Genomic DNA, 25,702 nt, shown 5'->3' with positions numbered 1-25,702 from the left:
TAGTCCCCCTCTAATTTCTGATTGTTATAGTAATAAAACTCAAATGTTTCGCTGTTAAAATCTCAACGTCTTTTTGAGACAGTGGTTCAAAATCCTTTACTTTTGCATTAAAAAAACCGATTCGTTCTGGATTCTTTTTACTTGTATCGTACAAGTCAATTGAACCCTTTTCGAATCGGTTAATTATTCTATCTTGCAAATCGTTCCTATCAAAAATTTTATCTGCATACACACCTACTTGTATCAGATGATTACGTGAGAAATTCTCCTTTGAATACCTGCTAATTGTTCCTGACAAATCCTCAATGGTAATGAAGGGTTTGTCTTTTCCTGATACAGAAACACCATCGTATATCCATGTAGTAGGTGCAAAAACATCCAGCAATTTTTTTAATGAATACATTACATCATTCAACATAATTAATGCCCCTTCGCTACACGTTGAACAGTTTTGTTTATATCCTCAACAAATGGTTGCTCACCTTCAAAAGCTATTTTACGCATAAAACCTTTTTTTGTTTTGTGCGTAAATTCTTGTACCGCCGCGTAAATAAGAGGAGATCCATACGTACCAATAATTCTCGCACCGACTACCATCTTTACACTTGCAGGAATACTTTCAGATAAAGGACCGTGTAATATCGGTGCTCGATTAGAGGCTTGATTAGCTTGTAAGCGTGTATGTTTTTCTACCGTTTGCTCAATTGGTGTTTTGTATCTATTGGGATTATGTGCTTTTAACACATTTAATTTTCCTTTAACAACAACTCTAATTCTCATCAAATTACCCTCTTTACAATGACCTCACGACGATTTACGCCACCAAGCCCTCGTTCATCGATAAGTTCGATAACGTAAAAAACACCTTTACGTTCAATTTTTTCAATGTTCTCTAAGTCCACATTAAGAGAAAATGTAACAAGCGCCTCTCCTTTTTTAACATCAAGATCAGCGAACTTCGTCTTTTCCACTGACGTGAATTTCTTCCAAACTAATTGAACAGTTTCTTTTCGGGGGTCACCTTGGATTTCTTCTCCTGTAATTGGATCCTTTTCAGAAACCCCTTTAATGTATAAAATCACCGGTTCTCTACGTCCCTGCTCAATCATTTCACGATTTTCGCGAATCTCTTTAATATCATCTTCAGTAAGCAATTGCTACACCTCCTCGCTTATTAAGTAGTTCAGCCGTGACGAACATTGTGGATGTGGGCTTATTAATTGATTCATAAGGCTTTCCGGAATATTTTTCGGATACTTTCCAGCCCCTAAACCGTATGCATCACGTCTCGCTAGCTTGTAACACATATGCTTTGAGTGGTATCTGTGGCGATGGCCATTATCAATAATTTGATAACCTGTCACAATTTCACTTTCTAATCCATTCTGTATAGTAGCTGCTCGGTACGTGTTAGTACTCTCAGAAATTGCTACACGCTCAACCTTCCATTTCTCATTGTCGTGTACTTCCTTTATCTTTTGAGAAATCATTGTAATGCTCTCGCCCCTTAATACAGATGGACGAATGACACTACTTAATCGATCTCTCATATCTCCAGATAAATTCCATACACGATCAGACAGAACTAAGCCATCTTCACCAGGTCTTTTTATAACCCCTTGAATAATTTGCTTATTTACTGTAGTTATAGATTTCACGTCCAAACCTGCTTCTGATAATTTTGATGTGGTCCATTTCGACGTGTTTTCAATCAATGTATGGAATGACCGCTCTGCTTGTTTACGAAATTCTTTTTCGTATAAAGTAAGGTCTCGTAATAACGCATTTAACCTACTGCGCTTCACGATTCCATCCTTTTGATAGTCATTCAATAAATCAACTAAAAACAAACGGATTAGGATAATGGCCTTTACAGTATCAGAAACTTGTTTTTCATGCTCCTCTTTAAATTCTCCGGAAATGGCATCAAGTACTTCATCCATATTTTTTTGAGAATCGCTCATGTAATCATCTCCCATCTGCTCGCTTAGCAAATGTTTGGTGAGTACCTTTTCCACGTCTATATTTTCTATATTTTTTAAGCGCATCTGCTGATAATTTCTTATAGTTAGCAAAGACCATCGATTTATCAACCGATTCTTCACCATCTGTATAAGAAAAATAGCGCGCTGCGTCTGCCGCAATCGATTCATAAGCAAATGACAGAGCAAGATAAAAAACAGCATTTGCGTTTAATTCTTCGGTTAATTCTGACTCAGTTTCGGCTTCAGCTAGCCAATTTCCGATGTCTTCAGGAGTTACTTTTGGAACTTTTGCTAACCGACTCTCCAGCCTTTCCGACACCTTCATTTGGCGTCACCTCCGTCACTGTATTTTGTTAAGGCATCATGATTCCTGCAGCTTTTAATTTTGCAATAAGTGCATTTAAGTCTTTCACTACACCCGCTACGTCAGTCGCTGTACTATCTGGTTGTTTATCAACCTTTTTGGGTATTAGAGCTACTTTTTCTTCAAGACCTTTAATAATATTGCCAAGTGATGTGTCTTTCGCAATCGGCATCGATCTGTTTAAACGTTGTGCTTGATTTTCAGAAATAGACATGCATAAAACTCCTTTTAAGCCATTGTTTTAGAGATATTTTCAAGAACAGCAATAGACTCTTTCGCATTCTTAACTTCAAATCCAAATTCCCCACGAATGACACGAGAGAAGTAGTCAGCACCATTTGGTGTAGCATCTTGATCATAAATTGGAGTTAAGTAACGTGCCTTTACTTTTTCCGTATCAAGAAGTAATGCACGATCTTTAGGCATATTTAAATCGACTACCACACTAGAAATTGCTCCACCGGGTAAGTCGGAAACAAATGATAAGATTTGGTAACCTGCTGCGGTATCTTGGCGTGTAGTACGAATTGTATCGCCACCAAGCTTTGTAATTTGTCGCGCGATATTTGGTCCACATAAAATTGTGTTTGCTGAACCGCCTCGCGTAAACACTTGCTCTACAGCGTCATTCAGTGGTTTAGCCGCGATTTCGTTCCCTTTAAAATCTTGCTTATGAGAACCTTCAATACCTGTAAATGCAAATAAACCACCTGTAGTACGCGGTTGTGTCGGAGAACCGCCATTTCTACGGCCATAAATTAAAGACGTGTTCGCTTCACGAATCATCTCTTGTAAACGCAGATTTACTTGATAATCTAATTCGTTTGATACGCCGTATGTGTTCACTTGTTGTTGTGTACGTGAAACAGATGCGTATCTTGAAAAAATTTGTGAGAAGTTATGTGACACTAAACGGTCATTGATCTCATTCTTACGGAAAGCATCTTCACCTTCTGGTCTCGGTCTTGCGATGACTTTTAATTCACCACCAGCTGTAATTGCCTCCGCTTTCGTACTATCGTAACCACGTTGCACAGTGATTTTATCCGCGTTTTCATCGACACTTACTACACGTAACACTTCTAAGCCGTTTTGTACCAGAGCATTTTCAGTGAATTTACGAGCCTCGCCTTTTTCTAAAACTAGGTCCGTATCCCCAACAGCTGCGGCAGTTTTTACAATACCTGTATCAGAGTTTAAATAGTCGTTCTGCCATTCAAATTTAGTTTGTGTTAAAGCGTCTCCTACACCAATTAATCCGAAAAGAACAGGTGCTTTCGTAAGAATTAAATCCACATTCGCTTGCATTTGTCTTACTTGTTGTTGAAATTCGTACGTAGTTGGTACTGGCATATTTGTAGCCCCCTCAAATTTTTTAAATTAAAAAATCGCTGACTTTTAATCAACGATCCGTTATTTCTTCGATTTTGCTTCTAACAACTTGTTATAAATACGAGTTACCTCGCCCGCATACTTTGAATCTTTTAACGCTTTTGTTTTCGCTTCTTCCAGCTCTTTTTCTAAAGCAAGAATTTCATTCGCTCTCGGATTTGTTCCTGGATTCGCGCCACCAGCCGCATCTGCTCCCACAACTTTCTTGAACATCCAAGGTTTGCTTTCCTTTAGCGCATTAACAGCCTCTTCAACTCCTTGATAATTTCCATTCTCATCAATTTGAATGGTCGACTTATCTAAAAGCGCCAATACGTCACCTGGATCATTCGCATCTAAAGTACGGGCAATACTCTTAATTTCAGTGTTCAAAATACGAGCATTTGCTTTTTCCTGCGCTTGTTGTGCTGCTTCGGAAGCTTCTAGTGCCTTTTTGTCAGCTTCTTCTTTTTCAGCCTGCAAACGTTCGATTTCCGTCATTTCTTGCTTTTTACGCTCTTCTTCAGCTTTTTCGTATTCTGCTAATTTTGCTTTAACGTCATCGTAGTCGCCGTATTTTTCAGCTGACTTTTTACGTTCACGTTCTAAGCGTTTCTTAACAAGTTCATCTAGCTCTTCTTGTGATTTAGGTAGATTGGTAGGATCACCAGGGTTGTTATCAGGATCATCCTCAGGACTACCACCATCAGAGAAAAACTGTAGGTCTAATCGAAGTGGGAACTTAGGTGTTTTTTGTACTTGTCCTACAAAAAATTTTAATGCTGTAGCTTGTTTTGCGTATTCCATTTGCAAATCCTCCATTTTGAGCCTGTCGGCTATAATTTCCGAAAGTTTATAGCGCCATTTCGTAAGGCAAGTATTACTTTTCGTTATACGGATCCTGAGATTGTCTTTTCAACATCCGCTCTTGCATAATCTCCATGAACTTTTGTTCCGCATTTTCTTTACCACTTCTCGTAATTGCACCTTTAATTGATTCGATTTCGTTAGAAATTTCATCACCAAGCTGTTCGATAAGTGCTTTTTGATCTTGCGGTAACGGTAAACCGAAAATAATCTTACTAGCATAATAGTTATCTACTTTTGCTAACATTTCTTTATCGTATTTGAATTTGGAGTCATCCTTCCTAGCTTTCATATAACGTAAAATATACTCATTTAAGGTTTGTAGACGAGACTGCCATATCACCCATGAGCGTTGTGTTTTCGAGATGATGTTACTGAATAAAAGCTGTACAGCCATATCATTTATACCGCCCGTATTCATGTCCGCAGTGTTCACCATCGGTACCTCTGCTTTTTCATGTAGGCGTTTCTGCAATCGGTCCAGATACGCTTCAATAGTTTCTTTAAATCTAAATCCACTTTCCAATTTCTTAGCACTTGGTTCACCGGTCTCTTCCGAACCATCACCTAAATCCCATTTCGCACCTGGCGCTACTTGAAGTGGATTCTTAGGATCTTCATCTACATTCGTTAACAACGTAATAGCAAACATTTCAAAACGTAACGCATCCGAGTAATCGGACATCTTTTTGTCAATTTCATCAGACAACTCAATCGTTTTCTCCAATTCACTATAACCTGTAGTACGTTTACTTAGTTTTTCAGTCGGTACAGGTACAACGGGAATAAAATCGATGCCCATTGATGAGCGTTCAACCCTATTCTCTTGCTTTTCTAAGTCACCGTTGTATACAGCCTCTTCAATTTCACAGTCGTACTCACCAGCTTCTTCATGCCAAACTAAGTAATACGATAACTTCCACATTTTCGTTTGTTCTTCATCAAGCCATGCAATAAAATGAATCTCTTCCAGCTGATCTATATCCCAGTAGCTATACTTTGCAATAACTTCTGTGGATGGATGCCAAATAATCTTAAATTCACCACGACGTTTATCATAGTGAATACGAGCATACACACCAGTTTTTGAAATAGCCCTGTCTTTTGCTGCTGCTAATAACTTCTCATGCATTCGATTGTCATCCCAAACCCATGTTAATAGCCTTTCTTTCGCTTTCGCTCTACTGTTTTCCGCTTGCTGCTCCTCACTAGGCTCGTATCCTGATTGAATCATAAGTGCCGGGTCGTCTATCACATCAGGAGGAACTGTGACTTTCGGTTCTTTTTCAAATTGCCACGCTGCAATCATGTTTACAATTTTTTGAGGATAATCAAGTTGTATTTTCGTAGGTTCATAGTCGAGATTGTCTGGTTTTTTATAATCAGACCATACGTTTAAGTCTCCTTCATAACGCTCATACAAACGAACCTCGGACATAATGCGTGTCCACTCAGAATCGCCAAGTGCGGTACGAACTGGCATTACAATTTCCACAGGATTCATAAAATTACGATCACCTTGTACTCTCATTCAAGCCCCTCCTTTCTCAATATCTTGAATTCCCTGTAGTCCCCGCTTTACGTCTTGCACGTTTATATGCAATAGAAAAAGCCATTTGAACTGCATCCGGACCATCATCATGCGGATGCATCGGATACATTTCAAATTGCTCCAATAAAGCACGTAAATGTTTCATAAAACGCAATTTACCGCTCTGTATATCTGGTAATAACGACTCGATACGTAATGCCTTTCTCGTACGTTGCTTAATTTGTTTTAAGCGAGTCGATGACGGATACCCTTTCTTCTGCAACGCTTCCCCAACTTTCTCAGCAAACCACTCCTGTGCTTGTTGTGCCTCTACAGCGATTGATTCATATTGATATGCCAGCGTGTATTCTACAGCCTTTTCTAACAACGTATTTGGATGCACACGCTCCATAAAAATATCGATAATATAGCACGTTCCTGTTTCCACGTTTTTCGCAAGTGTAACTACTACGCTGTAGTCACCTTTTTCTTTTCCCATTGCGAAATCAACCGCACCGTAATACAAAAGTTTTTTGTCTTTTAAATCATCTTCAGTACAGTACGTGAAATATTTAGGTTTAAATATCTGTCTTTCCTCGTCAGTCGGATTACATAGATACTCCTGGTTAAACGCTTTGGTACCGTCATCTTCTCTAATTTCCATCAAATCGATGTAAGGGAAATGTGATGGCCATAACGTTTTTGTACCACTTAACATCTCTTCTTTATTCTGTTCATAAAATTCGCGAGCACGATCTGCCGAGTCTGGATCATCGACCTGACGAATCTCACGCCATTCTTGCCATAAATCTTCACGCTCTGACCATTTTAGGATTGCCGGAAATGATCTCGATACGAAATCACGACGGTTTTTAATCACGTGATGCAACAAACTGTCGTAACAAACGATGGTACCCATATAGATACAGGCACCTTCTTGACGACTTAAACCTGGAAGCAATTCTTCCTTGAACCAGCGTTTGTTTTTGGCAATCAAGTCAACCGTCGCGGTATTTTCTTTACTCTCCAAATCATCCAAAATGTAGAGCTGAACCCTTTTTGAACCGTGACGTAAACCACGTACCTGTGTCCCTATACCTTTTGCTTCGACTTTCGTGTTCGTTAACGTAACAAATTCTTTGTCGTTATCTACTTCATTTCGGCTTTTTTGCTCATAAAGTAAGATTCCGAAATCCTCGCGTAATTTTTCGTTATACTTTAACTGATCACGTGCCCAGGAGATAAAGTCACCGGCTACATCAGATGTTTCAGAAATCAAAACAATATACTGCTTTAATCGATACACGACTTGATGACACAAATAACCATTACTCAGGTATGCGGTTTTCGCATGGCCACGACCTACACTCCAGGCTACTTTTTTCTTTTTCTCCCTACCTGTTGTGATGTCATCTAACAAGCCACATAAGGTTTCGTGAAATTCAGCCGCATCATCCATCGTTACTCCAGCTGGGATTAAGTTATCTGGATTCCCTGGATTCCCTTCTTCAGAGAAATACTCATACATGAAGTACAGCATGTCATGTTCTCCACGATGTACCCTTTTTAACTTTTCTAGCTCATCGATGTCAGCAAGTAGTGTATCCATATAATATTCTGTAGCCTCGCCAGTTTCGTACAACTCCTGTAATTTCTTTGCTCTTTCTGCTACAAGATTGATACGCTCCTGACGTTCTTGACGGGCTAACCATTTACCGTCTATATATGCCATGTAGCCCGCCCTCCTTTTACTCGCCTGTCAATTTTTTTAATTTCTGAAGCTGTTCTTCGATTTCCGCATTTGTACGAGTCGCATTTCCTAGATCACCCTCGATTACTTTCTTATCAGTCAGTAAACCGAATCGCTGCATATACAACTGCATGGCTTTTACACTCGGTTGCGGCCCTAAAATTAACTGCATTAACTTGCTGTACACCTGCTCGCGCTTCTCTGCAAGGAAACTGTCGGCCACTTCACTCTTGAATGCAATGAAGTCCTGGTTCTTAGTTCGCCACTCCCAAAGCGTTGTCCGATTTATGCCTAGCTCGTTGGCCATTTCGTCTTGGGTTCTTTTTTCCTCGTTGTTCGATTCCATCAATTCGTTTTCTACAAGCAGGTACGCCGCTTGAATTTGTTTAGCCGTAAGTTTCTGCTTTAATTCGTCTAACTTCGCCATCATTTCGCTCCCCTTTCTTCGTGAAATAGAAAAAGGCAACCGATTTAGTATCGATTGCCTTGAAATTCGTATATTTTGTATAGCCCCCCCGAGTTTAAAAATTCTGGCGGAACGTTACGAGCGCCTGCCAGCCCCTCACCAGATTTGACCTCCCCCGGGGGATTAAAACAAAACCAAATGTTTAATAATCTAAAATACCTATTTTGAATAACGATGAATATCGTATTAATAATGACTGCCTATAACATTGGTTATGTAAACTGGATAGAAACGGAACCCATTGATATCAATGATTCTTTCTTTTTTCAATACGTAACCAATATACAATTATTATACATCGTTGTTATATCAACGTTTGTAAGTCATACACACAGCTTCAATCATTTGAATTAATGCATAAGCTTCACTTTATTAACTAACTGAACATTGGATCATGACCCCCTGAGTTTCAAAGGGCCGTCTTCTCCAGGAGAGAGCGACTGGTGAAATTACCCTCAGGTTTCTCTTTCGCGTTGCCTACAGTTCATAGTATGTTATACAGCTTCTCCTATTTCCTACTTACTATATGTGACGCAACCAGTCCAATCCAACGGACATAAAAATAGCCATGATACCCTCATCAAGGGCCTCATGGCTATGCATATTATTTAGTACTGGAGTAGGACACAATTTCACCATCCTAACATAAATTGTACCTACTATGACCACATCTTGTCAAGCCTCGTACAACTTTTTTATTAAGCTTCTTATGCCAACCATGTCACCGTTAATACTCATGTGTAATAAATCCACGGCTTGTTTACAGCGTGTGTAATATACTTTCGGAGTAATATTCATAGTCCTTAATGTGTTCCTTCTAGGAATCTTGTACACATACCGAGCAAGCACTATATATTTCATGTTCTTCGGTAATTGTTTAATCGCCTGATCCAGCACAATCTTATTCAACCGTCCATCACTTTTCCCGTCCTGTGCACCAGGTCCCGTAAAGCTAGGCGGTGCATCAGGGAACCGATCACCTACAGCCAGTGATTCGTAATTCTCCAGCCACAGTTGTATCGTCTTCTTCGAAACATAGCCATCAATTCTGGTCATCTCCGAACCTCCTGACTCAGAAAATCAAACCCCTAAAACAAACACCTTAAACCATTAATAGTATTACATACTATATAACTATTAATAAATAATACTATATATATAATATATAATTATTAGTTTTATATTTATATTATATATATAAGGTATATTTTTTTAAGGGGGGTTCTTTTTTATTTTGTTTTTCTTTTTTTAGTACTGTAGTGTATTAGACCCCCTCCTAAAAACTTTTCTTTTATATATTTTTGTTTTCGTGTAAACAGCTGTGACTCTCCGAATCTCGAAACACGTGCCACGCCGCTGTTGTCTCATACCCACGTAGCACCGACTTTCCAGCTAAGAGAAACCGTTCCTCAGTCACTTTCGCAATCAATCCTTCTCCAGCATATATATTGCCCTGCTCTATCTCGATATTCACATCACGTAACTGGTTCGTGGCCACAAATTCACTTGCCCCATAATCCACAACATGGAGACTCCATGTGAGCTTACCCGTAACAACTCCTTCTTGTACCGTCACATACCCATCGTAAAACGGAACGTCCAGACCATCGATTTGTAAGTTACGAATTTCTTCAGACGTCATGTTCCTTGCTCCTTGCAGCCACACGTTCTACGAATCTCAATTGTTGTCCGATATACGGGTCGTCCTCTTCCCCGCCACTTACGATCCAATCCTTAATCCGGTTCATCACATCTTCTAAAACGACCGTCGGTACTTGTGTGGCTAATTCAGTGATACGATCTATATAATTCACTTGTGCCTCTCCTTTACCTCACTACTAAGAACATATATTCCCACTTTATTACTACCTGCATTCTCTAAAGCAATAAGTGTATCAACTGTATAATCACCTGTCGTAGAAGTATCAGAACTGTAGTAAAGCGTGACTTGTTTACCGTGAAGATCTTTCTTATGGAACTCAGGAACCTCTGGAATCAGTTGATTTTTTACAGGCTCTAATTCCGTCACACCTTCCATACGATATTCGAGTGGTTCATCTGAATTAGAATCAATACTTGTAAATATGGCACGTCCCTGACGTATATGTCCGTTTTCCTCTGTGATTTCTACTAAGACAGACACACGATTTTCTAAAGAATCAAAGAAATCTTTACGAGCATACGTGACGAAATCGATGTACCATGTGGGGTCCTGTTTTTGGAAGATACCTTTTCTCGGTATAAACGTAGCAGCTGACGGTTCATGTAATATAGGGCAGTCACACATAATTTTCTCCCCGTTAACTTTTAACGTTTTAATCGGTGTTTCTTTTTTCATTATTTAGGAACCTCCAATGTTCTTACATTCCCATCCAGTTGTTCCACCTCAAGCATCCAGCGCCATTTTATCCACGTTTCTCGGTAATCTTCTTCCCCATCTGTCTCATAAACATCAATTAGTAAATTACCGCCGTCCTTTGCCTTGACTGTGCATTTATATACAACCTGTCCATTATCCTCATCTAAAATGATAATCTTGTATTTTTTTCCTATTTCAAACAAATTCATTACTAAGGTCCATACATGTATTTTCACCTTCACTTCACACCCTTCTTTACTAAAAACTGTCTTGCGGTATCCGTAAGTCGGTAATAATAAACATGATCATCATCTTTCATGACTTGCTCCAGTAATCCTAATTGAGAGAGTTGTCCCAGTCACGTATCAAACTGCGTAGCCGGGATTTCTCCTCCTACCTGGTGCATCGCTCGTAAGATTGCTTCCGAACCTTTCACTCTATACCACGTGATTTTACGATTTCCAGTGCTTGTTGCTCTGTAAAACCTTCAGAAACGAGCGCATCAAAACGAGCTTTAATTAATTTAGACATCTCGCGCTGCATTCGTATTTGCATCGGTAACGCCTTGACAAAATTGTCCAAAATCATTTCCAGTTCGATATATGTATATTGCTTATTAGGTTCGCTCATTTTATCGCCCCTTCAAACGTGCTTCGAGCTCCGCTAATACCTGATCAACCCCTTCAGGACTTAGCACGAGTTTACCGCCAGCTAGTTCAATATTTTCTTCTGAAACCTCTCCTGTAATTTGGCAAGAGTTATTAGGATTATACTTTTGTAGAATAATAGATTCACCATCTACGAAAATCTCCATAGAATCCTTTACCTGGATACCTAATGTACGGCGTAATTCCATCGGAACCACAATACGTCCTAATGGATCAATGTTACGAATAATACCTGTTGATTTCATTTCTCTTCAGCTCCTTCTGACCAACTAGATTGATATTTTTGTTTTCCTTGTTCTACAAGAAGGTTAACTTCATATTTTTTCGTAGGGATTGGTACCAGCCTCCGCGGATCACTTTTCTTATCGATATAAACACCTGGTACATAAGTCAACGCTTCTGCTACAGCATAACTACCATCTGGGTTCTTCTGCTGCGTCGTCACCTGCATCACGCAACCACCATCAACATTACAAACCTTAGTTGATTTCATCCAACCTTGTTCTTGAGAACTCGCTTTGCAAAGTAACGCGAACGTATCTCCATCACCATAAACTTGTAAGTCTGAAATGTTCTTTTTCGCACCACGTACTTCTGAAATGTTTAAATCTTTTTCTTTCATTTCTCTTCAACTCCTATTCTTTTATCAATATTCAAACTTAATCGCAGAAACATGCTGCATATTCACAATTCCCGTAATACGCCCATCATCATCAAAAGTATCTATCGCATTTCCTTCCGCAAATAACGCCCCTTCTAGCTTTTTGTATCCTTCAAAAATAAAATCTGCTTCCTCTACAGTGTGTACAGAACCGTCAATCGTTTTAATTACAGCTCTCATTTCTTCCATCTCCTTACTTCTTAATCGTTTCTATAACGCTAGCTAAACCGAAAAATATTACACAGATGAACCACGTTGTCCAAATCGGATAATCATATATAATTTCCATCCAATCACCCCTAGTCTTTATTAATAAGAATCACAGCCGGTCCCTCAACCGTAATACCAGCTACTTCAATCTTTTCATGGGGACTTACTTGTACTGTTGAGACACCTTCACGTGTCTCCAGTTCTTCACTTATGTTTTTTGTAGGTATATTCTTCATCTTTACTCACCATCCAAAATAACGCTGTATTCATCATTAGCTACGTAAAAATTACCAAATGCATCGCGTTCAGGGAATCCATTTTTCGTTGCCTGTACTATCTTGAGTTTCGCATTACATTTATGACATTTCGTGAATTTGTTCTCCTTGTACTCGTATTGATTCCCACGATTTCCGCACATGCAGCACTCATAGCGTGTACGATATCTCGGATTTCCTTCTTCGTCATATTTAATACCTGTTTTCCAATGAATCGGATCAGCTTCTTCTTTTTTCGTAATCTTTACTATCTCTTCAACAGGAAACGAGCTACGATTTACGTCTACGATTGGCAGTTTACGCGTCTGCTTATCCGTGGTCATCTTAACAGCCGATTCCTGAATCTGTTCATGCGCAACACCTAGATCTACAGCCTTATGAACCTCCGCTTTTGCCATTGCAACACCTAATGCCGATACATCCACTTCCGGTGGGTGTTGATTATTAGTTTCTACAAGTTCTGCTGCTGTGTTGATAAAGGAAAGTTCATCTGTTTCTTTTTTAAATCTTAGAGTGGCAGGATCCGTATCAGAGTCATAAAATTCTACATTTGTTTTTTCTGGACATTTAAGTAATAAATACTGATACCCTACAAAACTGGAGATACCACCACGAATATTGTTCTTAATAAAGTCGAAGAAGACTGTAGTTAGTGCATTTACATTCACTTCTTTATTTAAACGATCCAGTCCATATTCATACAGCATTGCGTGGATCGCTTCATGAAGTACGTTTTTCATTTGCCCTTCATGCTTCGCTACATTGTCCGAAATCTTGATTTGTTGTTCGTGATACGTTACTTCAGCAATTCTTACTTCTCCGTTTTCTTTTTCATCAATCCAGCCTTTTACAACTTCCACATCGTACGGAACACTACCAATCATCAACTGCTTAGGTATACTCATATAACTTTGTCCCCCTTTAGTTTGGTAAATTATTTTCAATCTCCGTCCGCAATTTATCTCGTAACCACTTAAACTCTAAATCTTTTTTATCGATTTTCGCTTGGATCACCTTTGCCTGTTCCTTCGTATAACATGTACGGAAACCTTTGTATAAATTCGAAATTTCTTTCTGCAGCTGCCTCATTTCACGGTTCGAATAATAACTTATAAATTCCGTTTTACAACTAGGACAAATGAAATAGTGCTTGTCCACACGGTTCGATAATCGTGCTGTGAGCATCTGGACACGAAACACGTGCTCACATACTTCACATTTCGCTTTTACGGGTTTCATAGTATTGGATACACCTCTCTACCTCGCAATCTAGGCAATTCTGATAAAGCGTCTATATCAACTAGTACCACTTTTCCTTTAGGCATATGTGAGTTCATTTTAAGATTATCTGGGATAAATCCCAGTGCTTTTACAACCCTTTTATATGTTTCTTCATCCGCAAATCCAACCATGTTCATTTATTGAACCTCCTCTAATCTCGAAACCAATAGATATTAGGGGATAACAAGTCTACTCGTAATCCATTTTCATAATCAGAATAATCATCGTGACCCCAATGGGCAGGAGCTTTGAATACAGGAATACCGTCTGGTTCAATCCACAATTCATTCTCTTCATTAATTCTTATTATTTTAGCTGGTTGATTCTCATACCAAATCTTTCGTCCAATAGCTTTTTCTTTCCAATTTCTCTCCGATAACCAAAGTGGACACTCTTCTAATAGTTTCACTAAAATATACTGTGCCTTTGCTAATCCGTAATCCATGTAACGTGCAGGAATGCTGTAAAATTTCTTGCCATTTCGTGTTATCCAGCAGATACCGTTACATTCGACTGACGTTTCATCCCACTTTGTTTTTGTATAATTAGAACGATCAAATACTACACCCCAGGTTGGTGCATCACCGTTAAACTCAATCAAGTTTTTATAAGTAGGTTTCTTTCCTGCTGGACATGCCCAATAACAATTCTCTGAGAATTTACCGCCAAGGGTATGATTGTACCCATCAATGCGATACACGTCATATGGAACACCATTTACTTCTAAGTCCCAGCCGATAGGCCTTCTTACTTGTGATAAATCTGTTGTTTCATCGATTAATTTAATACGCGCCATTACTCATAGCCCCTCCACTAAATACGTTTTCTTGTCTTGCTAAATAGCTTTTCGCTTCATCATAAAGCCGACCAGTTGGAACAAAATTGAAACCATAAATTTTAAAAAACGCATCATTAGACATCTGAAAAAAGTCTTTTGCTAAATCCCATTGATGATGGCCATTATATTCACCGTATTTTATACGTCTGAGCGATTCATTTACAGTTATTGGTGCGCCTGCCTGCGCTCGAATACCGTTCATAAAACCTGTACTGATTAATTGCCCAACTTCCGCTGTATCTTTTGGTAATTCACTTTCTATTCCTTTTAAGCTCTCAAGTACTTGATCTAGTACCTTTGTATCGCCTATAATTCCGCGGTTATTTTCAATGTGCCAAACGATGTTTCCAAGCTTTTTCTTCAGACTCATGTTTACCAGTCCTTTCTACTGAAATGAAATTCTCATTTATTTTTCTTTCGTTCCCCAATCTTCTTGTAAATATCTGCTATTACAATTCCTGCTCGTGTTAAGTCCGCATCGTTTTGTATCAATTGATTTTTGTTTAATATAGCCAACTGCGATTTAGATACTAGTATTAAATTGTCTTGTTGAAAGTTACGCCGATTACCATCACCAAAGATAATTACGTATCCCTTAGGTATTGGTCCATTTTCTTCTTCCCATAGCAATCGATGTTTTGCTCTCCACTTATTCGGATCCGCGATTTTAACATCTACGTAACCATCCCCATTTACTCTTTCACTACCAACAGGTTTGTAATTATGCGGTTTCTGACCTTTTTTAAATTGCGTCTGTATTCCGCCGGCACAAATTCCTTTTGCCCCTTTATTCCATGAATCTTGCCCTTTCGTAAACCTAGTATCAATTCCACTGTTTAAACCATTATTTTTTATATAAGCCGTGATTTGATTTAGTCCTAAGTTTAGATTGAAATGCTCATTAAACATTTCGCATAATTCTTTACGTGTACGACCTTTTATGTTCTTTGTTAAAAAGAGTTTCTGTTCTTCTGTATAAAAATGCTTCATCTTTACCCTTCCAGCATCTTTGGTTTTTTTGCGTTTGCATCTAGTAAATCGTCATACACTTTTTGTGCTTTTAAGACCAGAGCGCCATTTTCAATAATTTGCGACGCTACATCGGTAACTGCACGTGCTCTACCGATTTCTTCAATTAACTTATCACCTTTTAATTCCTCGTCGCTTAAACGTTCTAGCTGCGCAAACAAGTGGTTATTTAAGTCACCTAATGTATTCCTCATCCCTTATCTCCTCCTTAGCTACTCAAATAGCGTGTTTGTTCAAATTTATTTATCTTTGTTTCCATACGCTAACTTTTCATAGCATGAGTTACAGTAATTATCGCCAGTTTCTGTTGATACTCCACGTTCAATCGTTTTATCGCAAACCTCACATAATACATCCCAATTTTCACGTTCTCTCATGATTTTTGTCTCCTCATTAATAAAGATTTTGTTTATTTTTTAACATCCAGGGATTGTCATAACCATTACCAATCACTTCAAATTCATTCTGATCTTCAACTAAATGCGGTAATAATAATCTAGAAAACTCTTCAGTCTTAAGTATCAAAGTGGAGTATAACCAACCAATATTCCCTTGAATTACTTCTGTACTTTCAATTTCTTCTCGACTACAATCCGTATATATCACCCTTGTCCACCTTACAAAATCACCAAGATAAATATCGTTTCCATTCTTATCTATTAAGCCTGTGCATTGTTTGGGTTCAGAACACATATTCCAGCAATCATTTTCATTATCTAAAATCCACCAAACATCTTCTTCATCTCTTGATACACATTCACTATAAATCCACTTTTCACCATCATGAGCCTTGAACTTAATTTCTTTCATTCGCATTCTCCCTTTCGTTTTAAAATACGGCTTTTGTTTAGTTTTCTTTTATGTCATAACCAACTATTTCAGCGTCATCAAAATCCAAGTCTGTTTCTTCTATTTTTCGCACTTTCAAACCAGGTATTTCTTTTTGCACCAAATGTACAACATCATCTGCACAATCCGAACGACTTTCTACACGGGCAATTATGATATTCATCTGATTTTCAGATACATGCTCTGGCAAGATAAAATCATAAAATATTTTTCTTTTAATTCTTTCTTCTACTGTGATTTCTACTTTTCTCATTTTCCATCTCTCCTCGTACAATTCAAATTGTTTGTTAATTGATTGTGAAGATTGTTGATACTTATTTCTTTTAATAAAAAAACAATATATAATAAAAATGCAAATCATCGTTTTGCACACAACTAATTTTCTGTGCGACATACCTTTTATTGATGCTAGGAGAAATCCTAGTCTTTTTTATTCAAAGTCTAAAACACGGGATTCTCAGGCTTTATCACCATTTTTGCTCTGAATCGATATCCCTTACTTTCAAAGTAACCAACAAGTGTTAACGCACTTTTCCCAAATCTTTCTGCAATTGCATCTACCGTATAACCTTTTTCAAATAGGTCTAAACTAATTCGTATTTCATTTTCTGTATAAGATGCCTGACTTTCTACAGGTCTCTCGAGTATCCCAAGCTCCTCCAATTTTTTCTTTATTGCACTTTCTGTTCGCTGGAGTCGTTTCGCGATATACAAATACGTATAACAATTCGCTTTAACCATACTTCTTAGTAATAATTCATCTTGTTTGGTCCAAGGATCTCTCTCTTTTTTCCTTCTATACACATCCGCATCACGTTTGTCTTTCATCCATTCTGGTTCAGGTCCTAAAATCCCATATTCAACCTTTAAAAAATCAACTACCTGCTTATGTCGTTTTAACCAACCCCAAAAGTCCTTATAGTAAACAACCTTTATTTTTTGAGTTTTTGCAAATAACTTTAGTCTTATGGGAAATGCGAATCTTTCATACCACGATTCGATTGTTTTATAACTTACTTGTAATACATCTGCTAGTTGGAGCACTGTAAGCCCATTGAAATGTAACCGTGGATCGCTTAACCCTATACGATTTGCTTTTAGTTTTATGGCATTTACAGTGCGATCTAACTTCTTCGCAATACTTTTAATGCTGTATGTCCCCCAGGAATCCTCCAGATACGCTATTTCTTCTTTTGTCCAAAGAATAACTTTCCCCACTATTTCGCCTCCTTTTAATATCCGGATGCCTGACGATCATGATTGATTTTATTTTTTTCGATATATGCGTTGTAAATTTCAATAGCCGAAAATCCAAGCGCTGCACCTAAGTAAGCCAAGTCATTCATCAAGGTCATGTAATGTGCTGCAGTCCATAATTTGTTTTCATATAAATCGTTAAACACATCGATAATTTCTGTTTTTGTATTTCCTTTGTTATTACGCACTACAAAGGCATCGATATATTTATTCCATTCACGTTCTAATCCAATCGATAAAGCAAAGTGAAGTGCATCAACAAATTCGTCTAATAACGGATTGTAGTACACCTTATCTTCTTCCATCATTTGACCCTTGTTACGTACGCCTTTTGTAATCGGCTTGTTATTTTCGCTCCAAAACTTATGACCACGCCACACATGAAGTAACTCACTTAACTCGTCACGAAATGATAATTTCTTTTCTTGAAACAAAGACACGTTTTGCAAACTACGTTTTTCCACAATCTTGTTATCAAGGTCTTTTTGAAGCTGGAATAAATGAATGATATTCATTGTTTTGCACGCTCCCCTTTTTTAAACAAATCTATAAAACTTCTCACCATTCTTTCTACACTGGCACCAGTTAAGGAATTAACAAAGGGTGCAGTTTCTGCGAATTTTAAAGAGTCCTTTTCAGGTATTCCCGCACAAATCAACTTTTCTTTTACGGCTTCAATAATTTTCACTCTTTTCTCGTTCTTACTATTGAACTGAGCCTCCACGACCTTTACAGCCTTATCCTTATAGCAATCATGCTTTTCCATGTAGTAATACACTTCTTTCCAAAACTCGTTGTCTTTCACCACAGACATCTCAATCGCTCCCTCCTTATCTAGCGATCACGAAGCTAACAATGACCGCTACCACCATATAAGAAACAAATAATGAAATAGACTTTTTACGTAAACTTTTAATCTGCTTCCGTAATTCGTTATTTTCTTTCAATACACGCTTTGCGTAATTATCTTTCACTTTCACTTGTGATTTGTATAAATCAACTGCTAACTGCAAATCACGATTTTCTTGCATCACATCTTTTAACTGTTGCTCCGAATTGTCCAAATACACTACCGCCTTTCGTGGCTCACCTTTTGCTACTTTCCTTTTTTGCTTAACCATTTCACGCTTTAATCTTTCCATCTTCCGATCACTTTTCCGATTTTCGTACCCCTTTCCTTGCTGTCTACCACCCACAATCGCACATCCTTCCTACAGCTTTTTATTTTCTTAAATGCTCTAAAAATAGTTCATTGAAATTCTCGTTTTCTATTTCTTCCAATCGCTTCTGTACACGTTCTAAACGTACTGAACCCAAACCTAACACTTCTTTTACTGCGCGTAATGCTAATGTTCGGCCATCTTTATACGATAAAAGGGATACTTGCTGCACTTCACCTCTGTGAAAACTTTGCCGCTCCCTTGTTTTCTTTCTCTCACGTTCACTCGCCCGGCGTTGTTGACGGTTCAAGGCGTTCATCGTCTTCCCTCCATTTTTTAAAGCAACTGCTAAATAACAATTCTGCGTATGGATCTTGTGGTACTGGGTCTAACACACCAGTCTTTTTATCTTTTCTTAATGAACTTACTACCCAAACCATGTTGTATGGTTCTCCGGCAATGCTTCCCACAATTCTTGCTGGTTTTACACGTGGTAATGCTGTTGCATGACGCTTTGTAAATAACGATTTACGCGGTCCCTCTCCTCTTCCCACATGCTATTCCTCCCTTTGTTTAAGCCAGGACTCAACACTCATTTTCTCGCCCCATCGATACCCTACACTTCCTTCTGCTTCAATCGGAACTGGAAATCCTGGTACTGGAGGTTGCTCCATAACTTGTTTAATTTGTTTTTCTACTGCAACTACAATTTCCGGATCATCATCTATTTCAAAAATGATTTCATCGTGAATTTGTGCAATCATATCGGCACTTCCATGAGAAAGTACGCCTTCTTGTTTACCGATAGATTCATAAATTTCATTTTGTACTTTCTTCATAATGTCAGCGGCACTACCTTGCACTGGTGTATTCGCTGCTTGTCTTTCAGCTGAGCCACGATCTCTTCTATTCGCGCTGTTAATGCCAGGTAGTAATCTCATATATCCATAAATCGTTTGTACATAGCCTTGCTCCCGCGCTTCTAAAACAATCTTGCGTTGATACTCTGGTATGCGTTTGTACGCTGTTTTAACAGCATTTACAATCTGCGCACATTCATCTAATGTTTTACGAATCATGTACTTCGTTTTAAATGTGAACTGTAAAGCGTGTTCCGTACCGCCATAAGAAATACCGAAGTTGCCCGCCTTGGCATCTGTACGTTCTTTCTTTACAATTTCAGCCTCAGACTTTCCAGTCATTACAGATGCGGTTCTACGGTGCATATCGCCACCTGTATTAAATAGCTCCGTCATGACCTCATCGCCTGATTTCCATGCCATTAAGCGAAGCTCGAACCCTGAGAAGTCAATGAAGAATAATATCTTTCCTGGTTTAGGTACAAAGAAGTTTCTAATCTTAAACTCATCATTATCTGGTCTCGGTACGTTTTGTCCGTTCGGATTAAAGCTGTTTAAGCGTCCTGTTTCTGTAAATGGGCTATACCCGGCATGGATCCGTCCACTCATAAAGTTCAAGTACTTTTCACGTCCTATGATGTGCGAAGAAAGTAATGTCGTGTATTTTTGGATTTTCTTCAGCTGATCGATAACCTCCAACGCTTGTTCCTTATAAGGATGCGGTTCACGTTTTGCGATACGAATCGCTCCACGCTCTAACTTATCTAAGGTAGGGTCCTTGTCAGGATCAATACTTTCCCAATTTTCAGGCAACGAAATGCTGAGGTACTTTTCTTCATCGATATCGTTTAACTTATTCTCAAGCATAAATGCCATATCGATAAGTGCCTCTTGATCAAGACTCGCACCTGTTTTTCCATACTTTGCTACCGGTATTTTTAAGTAATCAAACATTAAACTTTTCACTTCGTTTGTCTTACCTGATTTACCGGTATTTATATCAATATTGAACGTTTCTTTCGCGATTTGTTTAATACGTTCAGCCGCTTGCTCTTGCATAATTTCCGCTTCTTGTTTCTTTTGCGTTGCAAGGTTTGGATCCCAATTCATTCCCCAATATTCCATAAGGCCGGTAACACGTGTGAATGGCATTTCAATCTTATGGAGCCAGTCCTCATATCGCGGAATTTGAGCTGCAATTTGAGACCAATATTCGTAATGCTGCAGTGCGTAATCCGCATCTTCTGCTGAGTAAAGCAGTCCTTCACCTTTACTAGCATCAATTTCATCAAAGAAATCCACTTTGTATTTCTTTAAAAGAGCTGCAAAGTCGTTCATTGTTACACCAAAAATGTGTTTCGTAGCTGGTTTTAAACCCCATCCGCTTGTAGGTTTTTTCGGGTTATTAATCTTTTGAGGTGCTGCGATTTGTAAACACCGTACCCACATAATCAATGGATCTGCTACTTTTCCTAAAATGTATTTACCGTACTTCGCTGCATATTTCGTTTCAAAAGACAAATTGACCGCAATCTTTAATACCTTTTCATTTTTAAATAGGTATTCATCAAGCAAATCTAGAACCAATTTCCTAGCTTCATCTCTATCCATACTCGGTTCAAATACTTGGCCAACTTTATGAGAGATTGGAACAACACGTGATTCGTGTGCCGCTGCTGATAGTGAAACCGTACAGATTTCACCTTTCCACGGATCAAGTGGTGTTTTTAAATATGCTTTTTCTAAACTCTCCCTGCGTTTTTCCGCTTCCTGCTCATCAATAACACCTGTATCACATGCCTCTTCTATACCTTCAAACGCCTTTTTATAATGCGTTCTAATTTCTTCACTTGCTGCAGTCTCCCAGTCGAATCCTGCTATACCTGTTTGTATACAACGCTCAAGGTATTTCTTTAAATCTGAGACTGTAAGAATAGCTTGATAGTCTTTTACTTGCTGCGGTTCCACTTTTGGCCAAACAATATCGAATTGCCCTGGTTTCTTCTTTTTCTCCATCTCTACCGCTAGTTTTGATTCTTTTACCGGTACCTGCTTTTTACTACTTGCTAATGTTTTCGGTCTTCCAAATAAACTTCCAAGTTTCATATTTTCACTTCCAGTCATATTTGTAGTGCTTGTCCATATACTATTAATAGATCCTTACAGGTAAGATGCCCACAGCTACTTTTGCCCCGTAATTATGGACTAGAAAAAGACGTGTGTTTGTTAACATATCTATTTCTACCTCATCTACCCCTAAATCCTTAAATAGCTGTAGTGCTTGAAGCATGTACTCCGCTTTGTATGCCAACTTAAAATTTTGACCGTTTTCCTGTACGCTAGTATCTATCGGTGAACCAACAAACCACTCAAATTCCGACACTGTCGATTTACCGCTAATGTTTACACTTTTTACTGATGTATTTTTAACACTTTCAATTGTTAGAAAAGCTACAGCTTCTTTCTTTGCACGACCACCATCTTGTAATGCTGTAACACTTGGAATCACTTTATGAGCTTCAATTGCTTTTTCACATCTAACGTAATCCTATGTTCATATCCTTCAGGGATGAGACGTGTTAGATCCGGATAACTCCCGTCAAGTATCTCGCCATCTACAGTACTTATTACTTTTTCTTCTTTAAATGAGTGCGCTTGTTCTGCCATAATGTAGCGGTGACTATCTGTAGCGATAATCGTGCCATCTGCTTTATGAAGCGCACCTTTTAGTATTGGACGTGATTCTAAACGAGCAATACTGCACATTTTCTTTGCATGTTTCATTACAATTTCATGCCTTTCTTCTACTGTTAAATCCATATTTTCGCCTCCTAGTAGTATTCATCTTGTATATGATCAAAGAGACCCTTCTTCATGCAATACGCAATGTATGCATTAAAGCGTGGCGTTTTCCGATAACCACCGCTGGTTAAAAGAATCATCCTCATTTTCGCTAATTGATTTACAATTGCTTTCGCTTCTTCTTTATCGATGGAAAGCATTGCTTCCACATCACCAAGTCGTAAGTATTTCTGCTGAGCGAATAGCTTGATAAACTCGTAGAATTTCATTTCACCTGTTAACGTATCTATTTTCTTCAGGTCTGCCGTAAACTTTTGATATCTTTCTTCTGTCATTTCTTCTTCTTTTATAGCCAAACGAGCATAGTAATTTAAGCCACAACCCGGAGCATTGTATAACGCTTTTAAATACTCCCCGATAAACTCAACGTGTCCTGGCCAAACTTGAATTCTTTCGCCTGATTCATCAACTGAATGTGTAAGAGCTGCAAGTGCAACTGCTAATCTTGCTACTTTATTCCGCTGATCTGAAGGAGAAACAAGTGGTATGTCATTCGCATTTCCATATACTTTCGCAAGGTCTGTCGCAACCTCCAGTACTTTATCAATCGTACCGTCTGTAAATAGCACGTCCTCCGGCTTACGTGACCAAGCATATAAGATGTTATTTTTCAAAGTATCCTTCTGTATAATCGATGGATACGTAGCAAGCGTTTGGTTGTACAACTCAGGATCCACATCACTCGCTCTCATAAAAACTGCAAAGTCAAAACGACGTATATCCTCGTTATTGAAAATATCTTTTAAACTTTCTGCGCCTTGGGAGTAATCAGCAAGTCGTTTCCCTTTCGGTACGTTCCCTGACATGATGGCACGTACTCTACAAGGTGTTTCAGCTGTTACAGCTCGTTTTACTTCCAGCTTCCCGTCAGAACGAGCAAGCGTCATTTCACCATAATCATCTTTCGTAATACCTGTATCTTCATCAATCCAAATCATTTCTTTGTCCGCTAACGGCCATGCACCCCAAACGATGTACCATGCACCTTGAGCACCTGACTGTTCCATTTTGTATGTTAGACCTGTACGAGAAGTACTTTCCGCATTCACTCGTGTTCCAAGTCCTGAATATTTCATTACTTTTTCAATGAGCGCCGACTTACCAGTACCTGTATCACCAACGATTTTCAATTCCACCCAACCACGTAACGGATTTAAATCCCACGGTACTTTAAAGCGAAGGACACTATGAAGTGTTAACAATACTGCAAGTAGCGTTTCATCGCGTTCTACGATGTGTGTTACGTTGTACGTTAAATCGTTACAAATAGCTCCTAACTTTTGTTCAATCGATTCTGCTGTATAATCTGCCGGCTGAAATGTTGCTAAATCTTCTTTCACTTGTTCATTTAGCTCAAAACTTTCAACCACATCCTGAAGCGGTGTCGCACTCTTAACAAGTAGTGTTGACTCTTGATTCTTTGGATGCGGGTATACATAACCGGTTAATTCGTAGTACTTGTTCTCACTTACATTTAGTCCATTTACGGCGTACACTTTTCGTAGTACATAGTTCCCTTTATGCTGCTCTTGCTTTTCGTCATCTTCTTCAGCCATCGGGATTACAAGCAACTCTTCCACATTCATGTTCTCTAAAATATCGGTATTGTATTTCGGACAATTTGGAATGCCTGATATTTCACGTAAAATACCTTTAATATTATCGTCACCTACACCAGTCATTTGAATGACTTCCCGATCACTGACGCCTAAATCTTTATAGCCGGTATGCGTATGAATGTCGTATAACGGGCAATGTACTTTTTTACAACTTTCTCTGCCCCAGCAATGGTACTCAATGTTTTTCGGAATAATGTAAGGCGTATGCTTTTTACCCGCAACCATGACACGTGTTTTTACAAGCTTTCCAGTAAGATCTGCATTTCCTGTCTCTGCTAAATGAAGTAGCTTCGCATTTTCCTCTTCTTCTGCATTCTTCTTAATGCAGTGACACATATCACCGGCACATGCTACACGTTCATAATCCTTGCTTCCTGGTTTCTTTTCGCCATGTAGGGAGCGAATAAACGCACAACCAAATTTGTATGTATTATCATCGCTGTATACCGCGTCAATCACACTTCTTGTATTTGCTACACGTTGTTGCTTACCGTACTCATTAGCTTCAGAAGTGAATTTCAGTACCCATTCTTCCAGCTCTTTCATTGTTTCTTCTCTCGTGTAGCCAGCGTCTTTGAAGTAACATGCAAGCTGTACTGTTGCCTGATTTCGGTCGCCGTCTTTTTTCCAGCCACCATTTAAAATATCAACTACACATGCTGGTGGTTTGTCCTTCTTAAACTGAAATTCTTCTTTTTCATAACGTCGTGCATTTGTTGCTGCAGCTTGTTCGTATTCTTTTGTTTTATCAATTAACAAGTATCCGGTACGTGGTCTGTATTTCATTGCTTTTTTACGTTCTTCTGGCGTGTAAGGTAAATCGTCAGGTTGTCTCGGTGCCCTTGCTAAATCTTTTATTTCTTCCAGTGTTAACTTGTTTAATTCATCTACACTAATTTCTGTCTTAAATAGGTTTGTTTTTTGATGCATACTATTTGGCAAACGAATCATTCGCTTTTCTGTATACACCACAAGATCTAGTGACGTGAGTCCTAGTCGATGGACTAAGTATCCAGCCATATGTTTGAAGATTTTATGAAGGTCGTTTCTCGGTTCAATCCCGAGCGCATCGGAGCTTATTAAGATGTGGAACCCTTTTGATCCAGAAAAGTAAATCCACATATCCGATTCACGAATGTCCATTTCTTTCGTAAAAAATTCCACCAGCTTAATTGCATCCTTCTGGCTGACTGATGGATCTTCCGCATGGTCAAGGTCAAAATATAGGGGAGCAATAAATGCCTCCCCCTTTACTTTTGTGTCGTTCGCAAATCGTTGAACTGTAGCAAAGCAATTGAAATTGAATGCCTCTCCCGTTTGGAATTGCTTCACTTCAGAAGAAGGGATTCGTTTCCACGGAATGCTTCTACCGTTCTGATTGCTGTACCATGCGTCTACATATTGATACTCACTTGTTTTATCTTTCTTTTTTGCCATTTG

Annotated in this window: 41 protein-coding genes; all 41 read right to left on the bottom strand. The window is 38.7% G+C overall.

All coding sequences use genetic code 11. The features are described from left to right. Window positions 1-10: 10 nt before the first annotated feature. Window positions 11-418, bottom strand: coding sequence for a hypothetical protein (locus ACQGS6_RS01255; RefSeq protein ID WP_149185597.1), 408 nt, complete (start codon window positions 416-418; stop codon window positions 11-13). A gap of 2 nt (window positions 419-420) precedes the next feature. Continuing rightward, window positions 421-780 carry a hypothetical protein gene (locus tag ACQGS6_RS01250; RefSeq protein ID WP_426964838.1) on the bottom strand — a complete coding sequence of 120 codons (360 nt, stop codon included), beginning with the start codon at window positions 778-780 and terminating at the stop codon, window positions 421-423. Further along, window positions 780-1,154: a hypothetical protein gene (locus ACQGS6_RS01245; RefSeq protein WP_079245417.1), complete on the bottom strand. Its 375-nt coding sequence runs from the start codon at window positions 1,152-1,154 to the stop codon at window positions 780-782. Before ACQGS6_RS01245 ends, ACQGS6_RS01250 begins: the two co-directional genes overlap by 1 nt. Window positions 1,155-1,157: 3 nt before the next feature. After that, window positions 1,158-1,964: a hypothetical protein gene (locus tag ACQGS6_RS01240; protein WP_325761697.1), complete on the bottom strand. Its 807-nt coding sequence runs from the start codon at window positions 1,962-1,964 to the stop codon at window positions 1,158-1,160. Window positions 1,965-1,968: 4 nt separating this feature from the next. Next, window positions 1,969-2,310, bottom strand: coding sequence for a hypothetical protein (locus ACQGS6_RS01235; RefSeq protein ID WP_025118134.1), 342 nt, complete (start codon window positions 2,308-2,310; stop codon window positions 1,969-1,971). Between the two features lie 28 nt (window positions 2,311-2,338). After that, window positions 2,339-2,563, bottom strand: a complete 225-nt coding sequence (locus ACQGS6_RS01230; protein ID WP_000027968.1) for a head fiber protein — start codon at window positions 2,561-2,563, stop codon at window positions 2,339-2,341. Between the two features lie 14 nt (window positions 2,564-2,577). After that, the gene (locus ACQGS6_RS01225) at window positions 2,578-3,702 is read right to left on the bottom strand and encodes an SU10 major capsid protein (RefSeq protein ID WP_001145077.1); all 1,125 of its coding nucleotides are present in this window, start codon (window positions 3,700-3,702) and stop codon (window positions 2,578-2,580) included. A gap of 60 nt (window positions 3,703-3,762) precedes the next feature. Beyond that, the gene (locus tag ACQGS6_RS01220) at window positions 3,763-4,527 is read right to left on the bottom strand and encodes a phage scaffolding protein (RefSeq protein WP_325761696.1); all 765 of its coding nucleotides are present in this window, start codon (window positions 4,525-4,527) and stop codon (window positions 3,763-3,765) included. Window positions 4,528-4,600: 73 nt separating this feature from the next. Further along, on the bottom strand, window positions 4,601-6,118 hold the full coding sequence (locus ACQGS6_RS01215) for a phage portal protein (RefSeq protein ID WP_325761695.1): 1,518 nt from the start codon (window positions 6,116-6,118) through the stop codon (window positions 4,601-4,603). 16 nt (window positions 6,119-6,134) lie between these two features. Beyond that, window positions 6,135-7,850: a phage terminase large subunit gene (terL, locus tag ACQGS6_RS01210; RefSeq protein ID WP_000323343.1), complete on the bottom strand. Its 1,716-nt coding sequence runs from the start codon at window positions 7,848-7,850 to the stop codon at window positions 6,135-6,137. A 16-nt stretch (window positions 7,851-7,866) separates the two neighbouring features. Beyond that, the gene (locus tag ACQGS6_RS01205) at window positions 7,867-8,295 is read right to left on the bottom strand and encodes a phBC6A51 family helix-turn-helix protein (protein ID WP_001086032.1); all 429 of its coding nucleotides are present in this window, start codon (window positions 8,293-8,295) and stop codon (window positions 7,867-7,869) included. A gap of 714 nt (window positions 8,296-9,009) precedes the next feature. After that, on the bottom strand, window positions 9,010-9,390 hold the full coding sequence (locus ACQGS6_RS01200) for a hypothetical protein (RefSeq protein WP_325761694.1): 381 nt from the start codon (window positions 9,388-9,390) through the stop codon (window positions 9,010-9,012). Window positions 9,391-9,625: 235 nt separating this feature from the next. Further along, the gene (locus tag ACQGS6_RS01195) at window positions 9,626-9,976 is read right to left on the bottom strand and encodes a hypothetical protein (protein WP_325761693.1); all 351 of its coding nucleotides are present in this window, start codon (window positions 9,974-9,976) and stop codon (window positions 9,626-9,628) included. After that, window positions 9,966-10,148, bottom strand: coding sequence for a DUF6877 family protein (locus tag ACQGS6_RS01190; protein WP_151617956.1), 183 nt, complete (start codon window positions 10,146-10,148; stop codon window positions 9,966-9,968). The genes ACQGS6_RS01195 and ACQGS6_RS01190 overlap by 11 nt, the downstream gene beginning before the upstream one ends. Beyond that, complete coding sequence (locus tag ACQGS6_RS01185; protein ID WP_325761692.1) at window positions 10,145-10,672, bottom strand: hypothetical protein; 528 nt, start codon at window positions 10,670-10,672, stop codon at window positions 10,145-10,147. Before ACQGS6_RS01185 ends, ACQGS6_RS01190 begins: the two co-directional genes overlap by 4 nt. After that, on the bottom strand, window positions 10,672-10,902 hold the full coding sequence (locus ACQGS6_RS01180; RefSeq protein WP_151618011.1) for a hypothetical protein: 231 nt from the start codon (window positions 10,900-10,902) through the stop codon (window positions 10,672-10,674). The genes ACQGS6_RS01185 and ACQGS6_RS01180 overlap by 1 nt, the downstream gene beginning before the upstream one ends. Before the next feature lie 223 nt (window positions 10,903-11,125). Continuing rightward, complete coding sequence (locus ACQGS6_RS01175) at window positions 11,126-11,323, bottom strand: hypothetical protein (RefSeq protein ID WP_426964837.1); 198 nt, start codon at window positions 11,321-11,323, stop codon at window positions 11,126-11,128. A gap of 1 nt (window position 11,324) precedes the next feature. Beyond that, window positions 11,325-11,606 carry an AbrB/MazE/SpoVT family DNA-binding domain-containing protein gene (locus ACQGS6_RS01170; protein ID WP_151617950.1) on the bottom strand — a complete coding sequence of 94 codons (282 nt, stop codon included), beginning with the start codon at window positions 11,604-11,606 and terminating at the stop codon, window positions 11,325-11,327. Next, window positions 11,603-11,983: a hypothetical protein gene (locus ACQGS6_RS01165; RefSeq protein ID WP_151617948.1), complete on the bottom strand. Its 381-nt coding sequence runs from the start codon at window positions 11,981-11,983 to the stop codon at window positions 11,603-11,605. The genes ACQGS6_RS01170 and ACQGS6_RS01165 overlap by 4 nt, the downstream gene beginning before the upstream one ends. Window positions 11,984-12,007: 24 nt before the next feature. Beyond that, window positions 12,008-12,202, bottom strand: coding sequence for a hypothetical protein (locus ACQGS6_RS01160; RefSeq protein ID WP_042597799.1), 195 nt, complete (start codon window positions 12,200-12,202; stop codon window positions 12,008-12,010). A gap of 119 nt (window positions 12,203-12,321) precedes the next feature. Continuing rightward, on the bottom strand, window positions 12,322-12,468 hold the full coding sequence (locus tag ACQGS6_RS01155; RefSeq protein WP_151617945.1) for a BC1881 family protein: 147 nt from the start codon (window positions 12,466-12,468) through the stop codon (window positions 12,322-12,324). 2 nt (window positions 12,469-12,470) lie between these two features. Continuing rightward, complete coding sequence (locus ACQGS6_RS01150) at window positions 12,471-13,412, bottom strand: hypothetical protein (protein WP_426964836.1); 942 nt, start codon at window positions 13,410-13,412, stop codon at window positions 12,471-12,473. A 16-nt stretch (window positions 13,413-13,428) separates the two neighbouring features. Beyond that, window positions 13,429-13,746: a transglycosylase gene (locus ACQGS6_RS01145; RefSeq protein ID WP_151617941.1), complete on the bottom strand. Its 318-nt coding sequence runs from the start codon at window positions 13,744-13,746 to the stop codon at window positions 13,429-13,431. Next, window positions 13,743-13,925 (bottom strand): hypothetical protein, encoded by a 183-nt coding sequence (locus tag ACQGS6_RS01140; protein WP_153599163.1) that lies wholly within the window; start codon window positions 13,923-13,925, stop codon window positions 13,743-13,745. The genes ACQGS6_RS01145 and ACQGS6_RS01140 overlap by 4 nt, the downstream gene beginning before the upstream one ends. Before the next feature lie 14 nt (window positions 13,926-13,939). Further along, entirely contained in the window at window positions 13,940-14,584 is a 645-nt protein-coding gene (locus ACQGS6_RS01135; RefSeq protein WP_426964834.1) for a hypothetical protein, read from the bottom strand. Then, window positions 14,571-14,996 carry a hypothetical protein gene (locus tag ACQGS6_RS01130; protein ID WP_000053746.1) on the bottom strand — a complete coding sequence of 142 codons (426 nt, stop codon included), beginning with the start codon at window positions 14,994-14,996 and terminating at the stop codon, window positions 14,571-14,573. The genes ACQGS6_RS01135 and ACQGS6_RS01130 overlap by 14 nt, the downstream gene beginning before the upstream one ends. A 32-nt stretch (window positions 14,997-15,028) precedes the next feature. Then, a complete protein-coding gene (locus ACQGS6_RS01125; RefSeq protein WP_000680281.1) occupies window positions 15,029-15,616 on the bottom strand; it encodes an HNH endonuclease signature motif containing protein in 588 nt (195 codons plus the stop codon). Window positions 15,617-15,618: 2 nt separating this feature from the next. Further along, window positions 15,619-15,849 carry a hypothetical protein gene (locus ACQGS6_RS01120; RefSeq protein WP_001246457.1) on the bottom strand — a complete coding sequence of 77 codons (231 nt, stop codon included), beginning with the start codon at window positions 15,847-15,849 and terminating at the stop codon, window positions 15,619-15,621. Window positions 15,850-15,894: 45 nt separating this feature from the next. Then, the gene (locus ACQGS6_RS01115; RefSeq protein WP_001209164.1) at window positions 15,895-16,032 is read right to left on the bottom strand and encodes a hypothetical protein; all 138 of its coding nucleotides are present in this window, start codon (window positions 16,030-16,032) and stop codon (window positions 15,895-15,897) included. A 16-nt stretch (window positions 16,033-16,048) separates the two neighbouring features. Then, window positions 16,049-16,465 carry a YopX family protein gene (locus tag ACQGS6_RS01110; RefSeq protein WP_151617935.1) on the bottom strand — a complete coding sequence of 139 codons (417 nt, stop codon included), beginning with the start codon at window positions 16,463-16,465 and terminating at the stop codon, window positions 16,049-16,051. Between the two features lie 37 nt (window positions 16,466-16,502). Next, window positions 16,503-16,757 (bottom strand): hypothetical protein, encoded by a 255-nt coding sequence (locus ACQGS6_RS01105; RefSeq protein WP_001233222.1) that lies wholly within the window; start codon window positions 16,755-16,757, stop codon window positions 16,503-16,505. 188 nt (window positions 16,758-16,945) lie between these two features. After that, complete coding sequence (locus ACQGS6_RS01100; protein WP_426964832.1) at window positions 16,946-17,722, bottom strand: hypothetical protein; 777 nt, start codon at window positions 17,720-17,722, stop codon at window positions 16,946-16,948. A 14-nt stretch (window positions 17,723-17,736) separates the two neighbouring features. Further along, complete coding sequence (locus ACQGS6_RS01095) at window positions 17,737-18,276, bottom strand: dUTP diphosphatase (RefSeq protein WP_151617930.1); 540 nt, start codon at window positions 18,274-18,276, stop codon at window positions 17,737-17,739. After that, a complete protein-coding gene (locus tag ACQGS6_RS01090) occupies window positions 18,273-18,575 on the bottom strand; it encodes a hypothetical protein (RefSeq protein WP_325761686.1) in 303 nt (100 codons plus the stop codon). The genes ACQGS6_RS01095 and ACQGS6_RS01090 overlap by 4 nt, the downstream gene beginning before the upstream one ends. Window positions 18,576-18,591: 16 nt before the next feature. Next, entirely contained in the window at window positions 18,592-18,957 is a 366-nt protein-coding gene (locus ACQGS6_RS01085; RefSeq protein WP_000509448.1) for a hypothetical protein, read from the bottom strand. Window positions 18,958-18,982: 25 nt separating this feature from the next. After that, window positions 18,983-19,240: a hypothetical protein gene (locus ACQGS6_RS01080; RefSeq protein ID WP_151617925.1), complete on the bottom strand. Its 258-nt coding sequence runs from the start codon at window positions 19,238-19,240 to the stop codon at window positions 18,983-18,985. After that, window positions 19,203-19,475, bottom strand: coding sequence for a hypothetical protein (locus tag ACQGS6_RS01075; RefSeq protein ID WP_000532406.1), 273 nt, complete (start codon window positions 19,473-19,475; stop codon window positions 19,203-19,205). Before ACQGS6_RS01075 ends, ACQGS6_RS01080 begins: the two co-directional genes overlap by 38 nt. Window positions 19,476-19,478: 3 nt before the next feature. Continuing rightward, window positions 19,479-21,905, bottom strand: a complete 2,427-nt coding sequence (locus ACQGS6_RS01070) for a bifunctional 3'-5' exonuclease/DNA polymerase (protein ID WP_426964830.1) — start codon at window positions 21,903-21,905, stop codon at window positions 19,479-19,481. 25 nt (window positions 21,906-21,930) lie between these two features. Next, on the bottom strand, window positions 21,931-22,290 hold the full coding sequence (locus ACQGS6_RS01065; protein WP_426964828.1) for a hypothetical protein: 360 nt from the start codon (window positions 22,288-22,290) through the stop codon (window positions 21,931-21,933). Continuing rightward, complete coding sequence (locus ACQGS6_RS01060) at window positions 22,287-22,601, bottom strand: hypothetical protein (protein WP_426964826.1); 315 nt, start codon at window positions 22,599-22,601, stop codon at window positions 22,287-22,289. Before ACQGS6_RS01060 ends, ACQGS6_RS01065 begins: the two co-directional genes overlap by 4 nt. 11 nt (window positions 22,602-22,612) lie before the next feature. Next, window positions 22,613-25,699, bottom strand: coding sequence for a DNA primase small subunit domain-containing protein (locus tag ACQGS6_RS01055; RefSeq protein WP_325761682.1), 3,087 nt, complete (start codon window positions 25,697-25,699; stop codon window positions 22,613-22,615). Between the last annotated feature and the right edge of the window lie 3 nt (window positions 25,700-25,702).

Origin of the sequence: Bacillus sp. GMs2/2 (assembly GCF_050172095.1) — a bacterium.
In the GTDB taxonomy this organism is placed as follows: domain Bacteria; phylum Bacillota; class Bacilli; order Bacillales; family Bacillaceae_G; genus Bacillus_A; species Bacillus_A cereus.
Note: the sequence above shows the minus strand (reverse complement) of the source record. Positions and strands in the feature narration are given on the sequence as shown.

Excerpts from the sequence above, each read along its gene's own strand:
- ACQGS6_RS01115 (WP_001209164.1), bottom strand. The coding sequence starts at position 16,032 with ATGAGAGAACGTGAAAATTGGGATGTATTATGTGAGGTTTGCGATAAA.
- ACQGS6_RS01125 (WP_000680281.1), bottom strand. The coding sequence starts at position 15,616 with ATGAAGCATTTTTATACAGAAGAACAGAAACTCTTTTTAACAAAGAAC.
- ACQGS6_RS01095 (WP_151617930.1), bottom strand. The coding sequence starts at position 18,276 with ATGAATATCATTCATTTATTCCAGCTTCAAAAAGACCTTGATAACAAG.
- ACQGS6_RS01195 (WP_325761693.1), bottom strand. The coding sequence starts at position 9,976 with ATGACGTCTGAAGAAATTCGTAACTTACAAATCGATGGTCTGGACGTT.
- ACQGS6_RS01160 (WP_042597799.1), bottom strand. The coding sequence starts at position 12,202 with ATGAGAGCTGTAATTAAAACGATTGACGGTTCTGTACACACTGTAGAG.
- ACQGS6_RS01170 (WP_151617950.1), bottom strand. The coding sequence starts at position 11,606 with ATGAAATCAACAGGTATTATTCGTAACATTGATCCATTAGGACGTATT.
- ACQGS6_RS01215 (WP_325761695.1), bottom strand. The coding sequence starts at position 6,118 with ATGAGAGTACAAGGTGATCGTAATTTTATGAATCCTGTGGAAATTGTA.
- ACQGS6_RS01110 (WP_151617935.1), bottom strand. The coding sequence starts at position 16,465 with ATGAAAGAAATTAAGTTCAAGGCTCATGATGGTGAAAAGTGGATTTAT.
- ACQGS6_RS01090 (WP_325761686.1), bottom strand. The coding sequence starts at position 18,575 with ATGTCTGTGGTGAAAGACAACGAGTTTTGGAAAGAAGTGTATTACTAC.
- ACQGS6_RS01185 (WP_325761692.1), bottom strand. The coding sequence starts at position 10,672 with ATGAAAAAAGAAACACCGATTAAAACGTTAAAAGTTAACGGGGAGAAA.
- ACQGS6_RS01220 (WP_325761696.1), bottom strand. The coding sequence starts at position 4,527 with ATGGAATACGCAAAACAAGCTACAGCATTAAAATTTTTTGTAGGACAA.
- ACQGS6_RS01070 (WP_426964830.1), bottom strand. The coding sequence starts at position 21,905 with ATGACTGGAAGTGAAAATATGAAACTTGGAAGTTTATTTGGAAGACCG.
- ACQGS6_RS01205 (WP_001086032.1), bottom strand. The coding sequence starts at position 8,295 with ATGGCGAAGTTAGACGAATTAAAGCAGAAACTTACGGCTAAACAAATT.
- ACQGS6_RS01250 (WP_426964838.1), bottom strand. The coding sequence starts at position 780 with ATGAGAATTAGAGTTGTTGTTAAAGGAAAATTAAATGTGTTAAAAGCA.
- terL (WP_000323343.1), bottom strand. The coding sequence starts at position 7,850 with ATGGCATATATAGACGGTAAATGGTTAGCCCGTCAAGAACGTCAGGAG.
- ACQGS6_RS01155 (WP_151617945.1), bottom strand. The coding sequence starts at position 12,468 with ATGAAGAATATACCTACAAAAAACATAAGTGAAGAACTGGAGACACGT.
- ACQGS6_RS01135 (WP_426964834.1), bottom strand. The coding sequence starts at position 14,584 with ATGGCGCGTATTAAATTAATCGATGAAACAACAGATTTATCACAAGTA.
- ACQGS6_RS01180 (WP_151618011.1), bottom strand. The coding sequence starts at position 10,902 with ATGAATTTGTTTGAAATAGGAAAAAAATACAAGATTATCATTTTAGAT.
- ACQGS6_RS01240 (WP_325761697.1), bottom strand. The coding sequence starts at position 1,964 with ATGAGCGATTCTCAAAAAAATATGGATGAAGTACTTGATGCCATTTCC.
- ACQGS6_RS01230 (WP_000027968.1), bottom strand. The coding sequence starts at position 2,563 with ATGTCTATTTCTGAAAATCAAGCACAACGTTTAAACAGATCGATGCCG.
- ACQGS6_RS01120 (WP_001246457.1), bottom strand. The coding sequence starts at position 15,849 with ATGAGGAATACATTAGGTGACTTAAATAACCACTTGTTTGCGCAGCTA.
- ACQGS6_RS01140 (WP_153599163.1), bottom strand. The coding sequence starts at position 13,925 with ATGAACATGGTTGGATTTGCGGATGAAGAAACATATAAAAGGGTTGTA.
- ACQGS6_RS01060 (WP_426964826.1), bottom strand. The coding sequence starts at position 22,601 with ATGGATTTAACAGTAGAAGAAAGGCATGAAATTGTAATGAAACATGCA.
- ACQGS6_RS01225 (WP_001145077.1), bottom strand. The coding sequence starts at position 3,702 with ATGCCAGTACCAACTACGTACGAATTTCAACAACAAGTAAGACAAATG.
- ACQGS6_RS01200 (WP_325761694.1), bottom strand. The coding sequence starts at position 9,390 with ATGACCAGAATTGATGGCTATGTTTCGAAGAAGACGATACAACTGTGG.
- ACQGS6_RS01165 (WP_151617948.1), bottom strand. The coding sequence starts at position 11,983 with ATGAAAGAAAAAGATTTAAACATTTCAGAAGTACGTGGTGCGAAAAAG.
- ACQGS6_RS01150 (WP_426964836.1), bottom strand. The coding sequence starts at position 13,412 with ATGAGTATACCTAAGCAGTTGATGATTGGTAGTGTTCCGTACGATGTG.
- ACQGS6_RS01175 (WP_426964837.1), bottom strand. The coding sequence starts at position 11,323 with ATGAGCGAACCTAATAAGCAATATACATATATCGAACTGGAAATGATT.
- ACQGS6_RS01145 (WP_151617941.1), bottom strand. The coding sequence starts at position 13,746 with ATGAAACCCGTAAAAGCGAAATGTGAAGTATGTGAGCACGTGTTTCGT.
- ACQGS6_RS01080 (WP_151617925.1), bottom strand. The coding sequence starts at position 19,240 with ATGAACGCCTTGAACCGTCAACAACGCCGGGCGAGTGAACGTGAGAGA.
- ACQGS6_RS01055 (WP_325761682.1), bottom strand. The coding sequence starts at position 25,699 with ATGGCAAAAAAGAAAGATAAAACAAGTGAGTATCAATATGTAGACGCA.
- ACQGS6_RS01130 (WP_000053746.1), bottom strand. The coding sequence starts at position 14,996 with ATGAGTCTGAAGAAAAAGCTTGGAAACATCGTTTGGCACATTGAAAAT.
- ACQGS6_RS01105 (WP_001233222.1), bottom strand. The coding sequence starts at position 16,757 with ATGAGAAAAGTAGAAATCACAGTAGAAGAAAGAATTAAAAGAAAAATA.
- ACQGS6_RS01255 (WP_149185597.1), bottom strand. The coding sequence starts at position 418 with ATGTTGAATGATGTAATGTATTCATTAAAAAAATTGCTGGATGTTTTT.
- ACQGS6_RS01235 (WP_025118134.1), bottom strand. The coding sequence starts at position 2,310 with ATGAAGGTGTCGGAAAGGCTGGAGAGTCGGTTAGCAAAAGTTCCAAAA.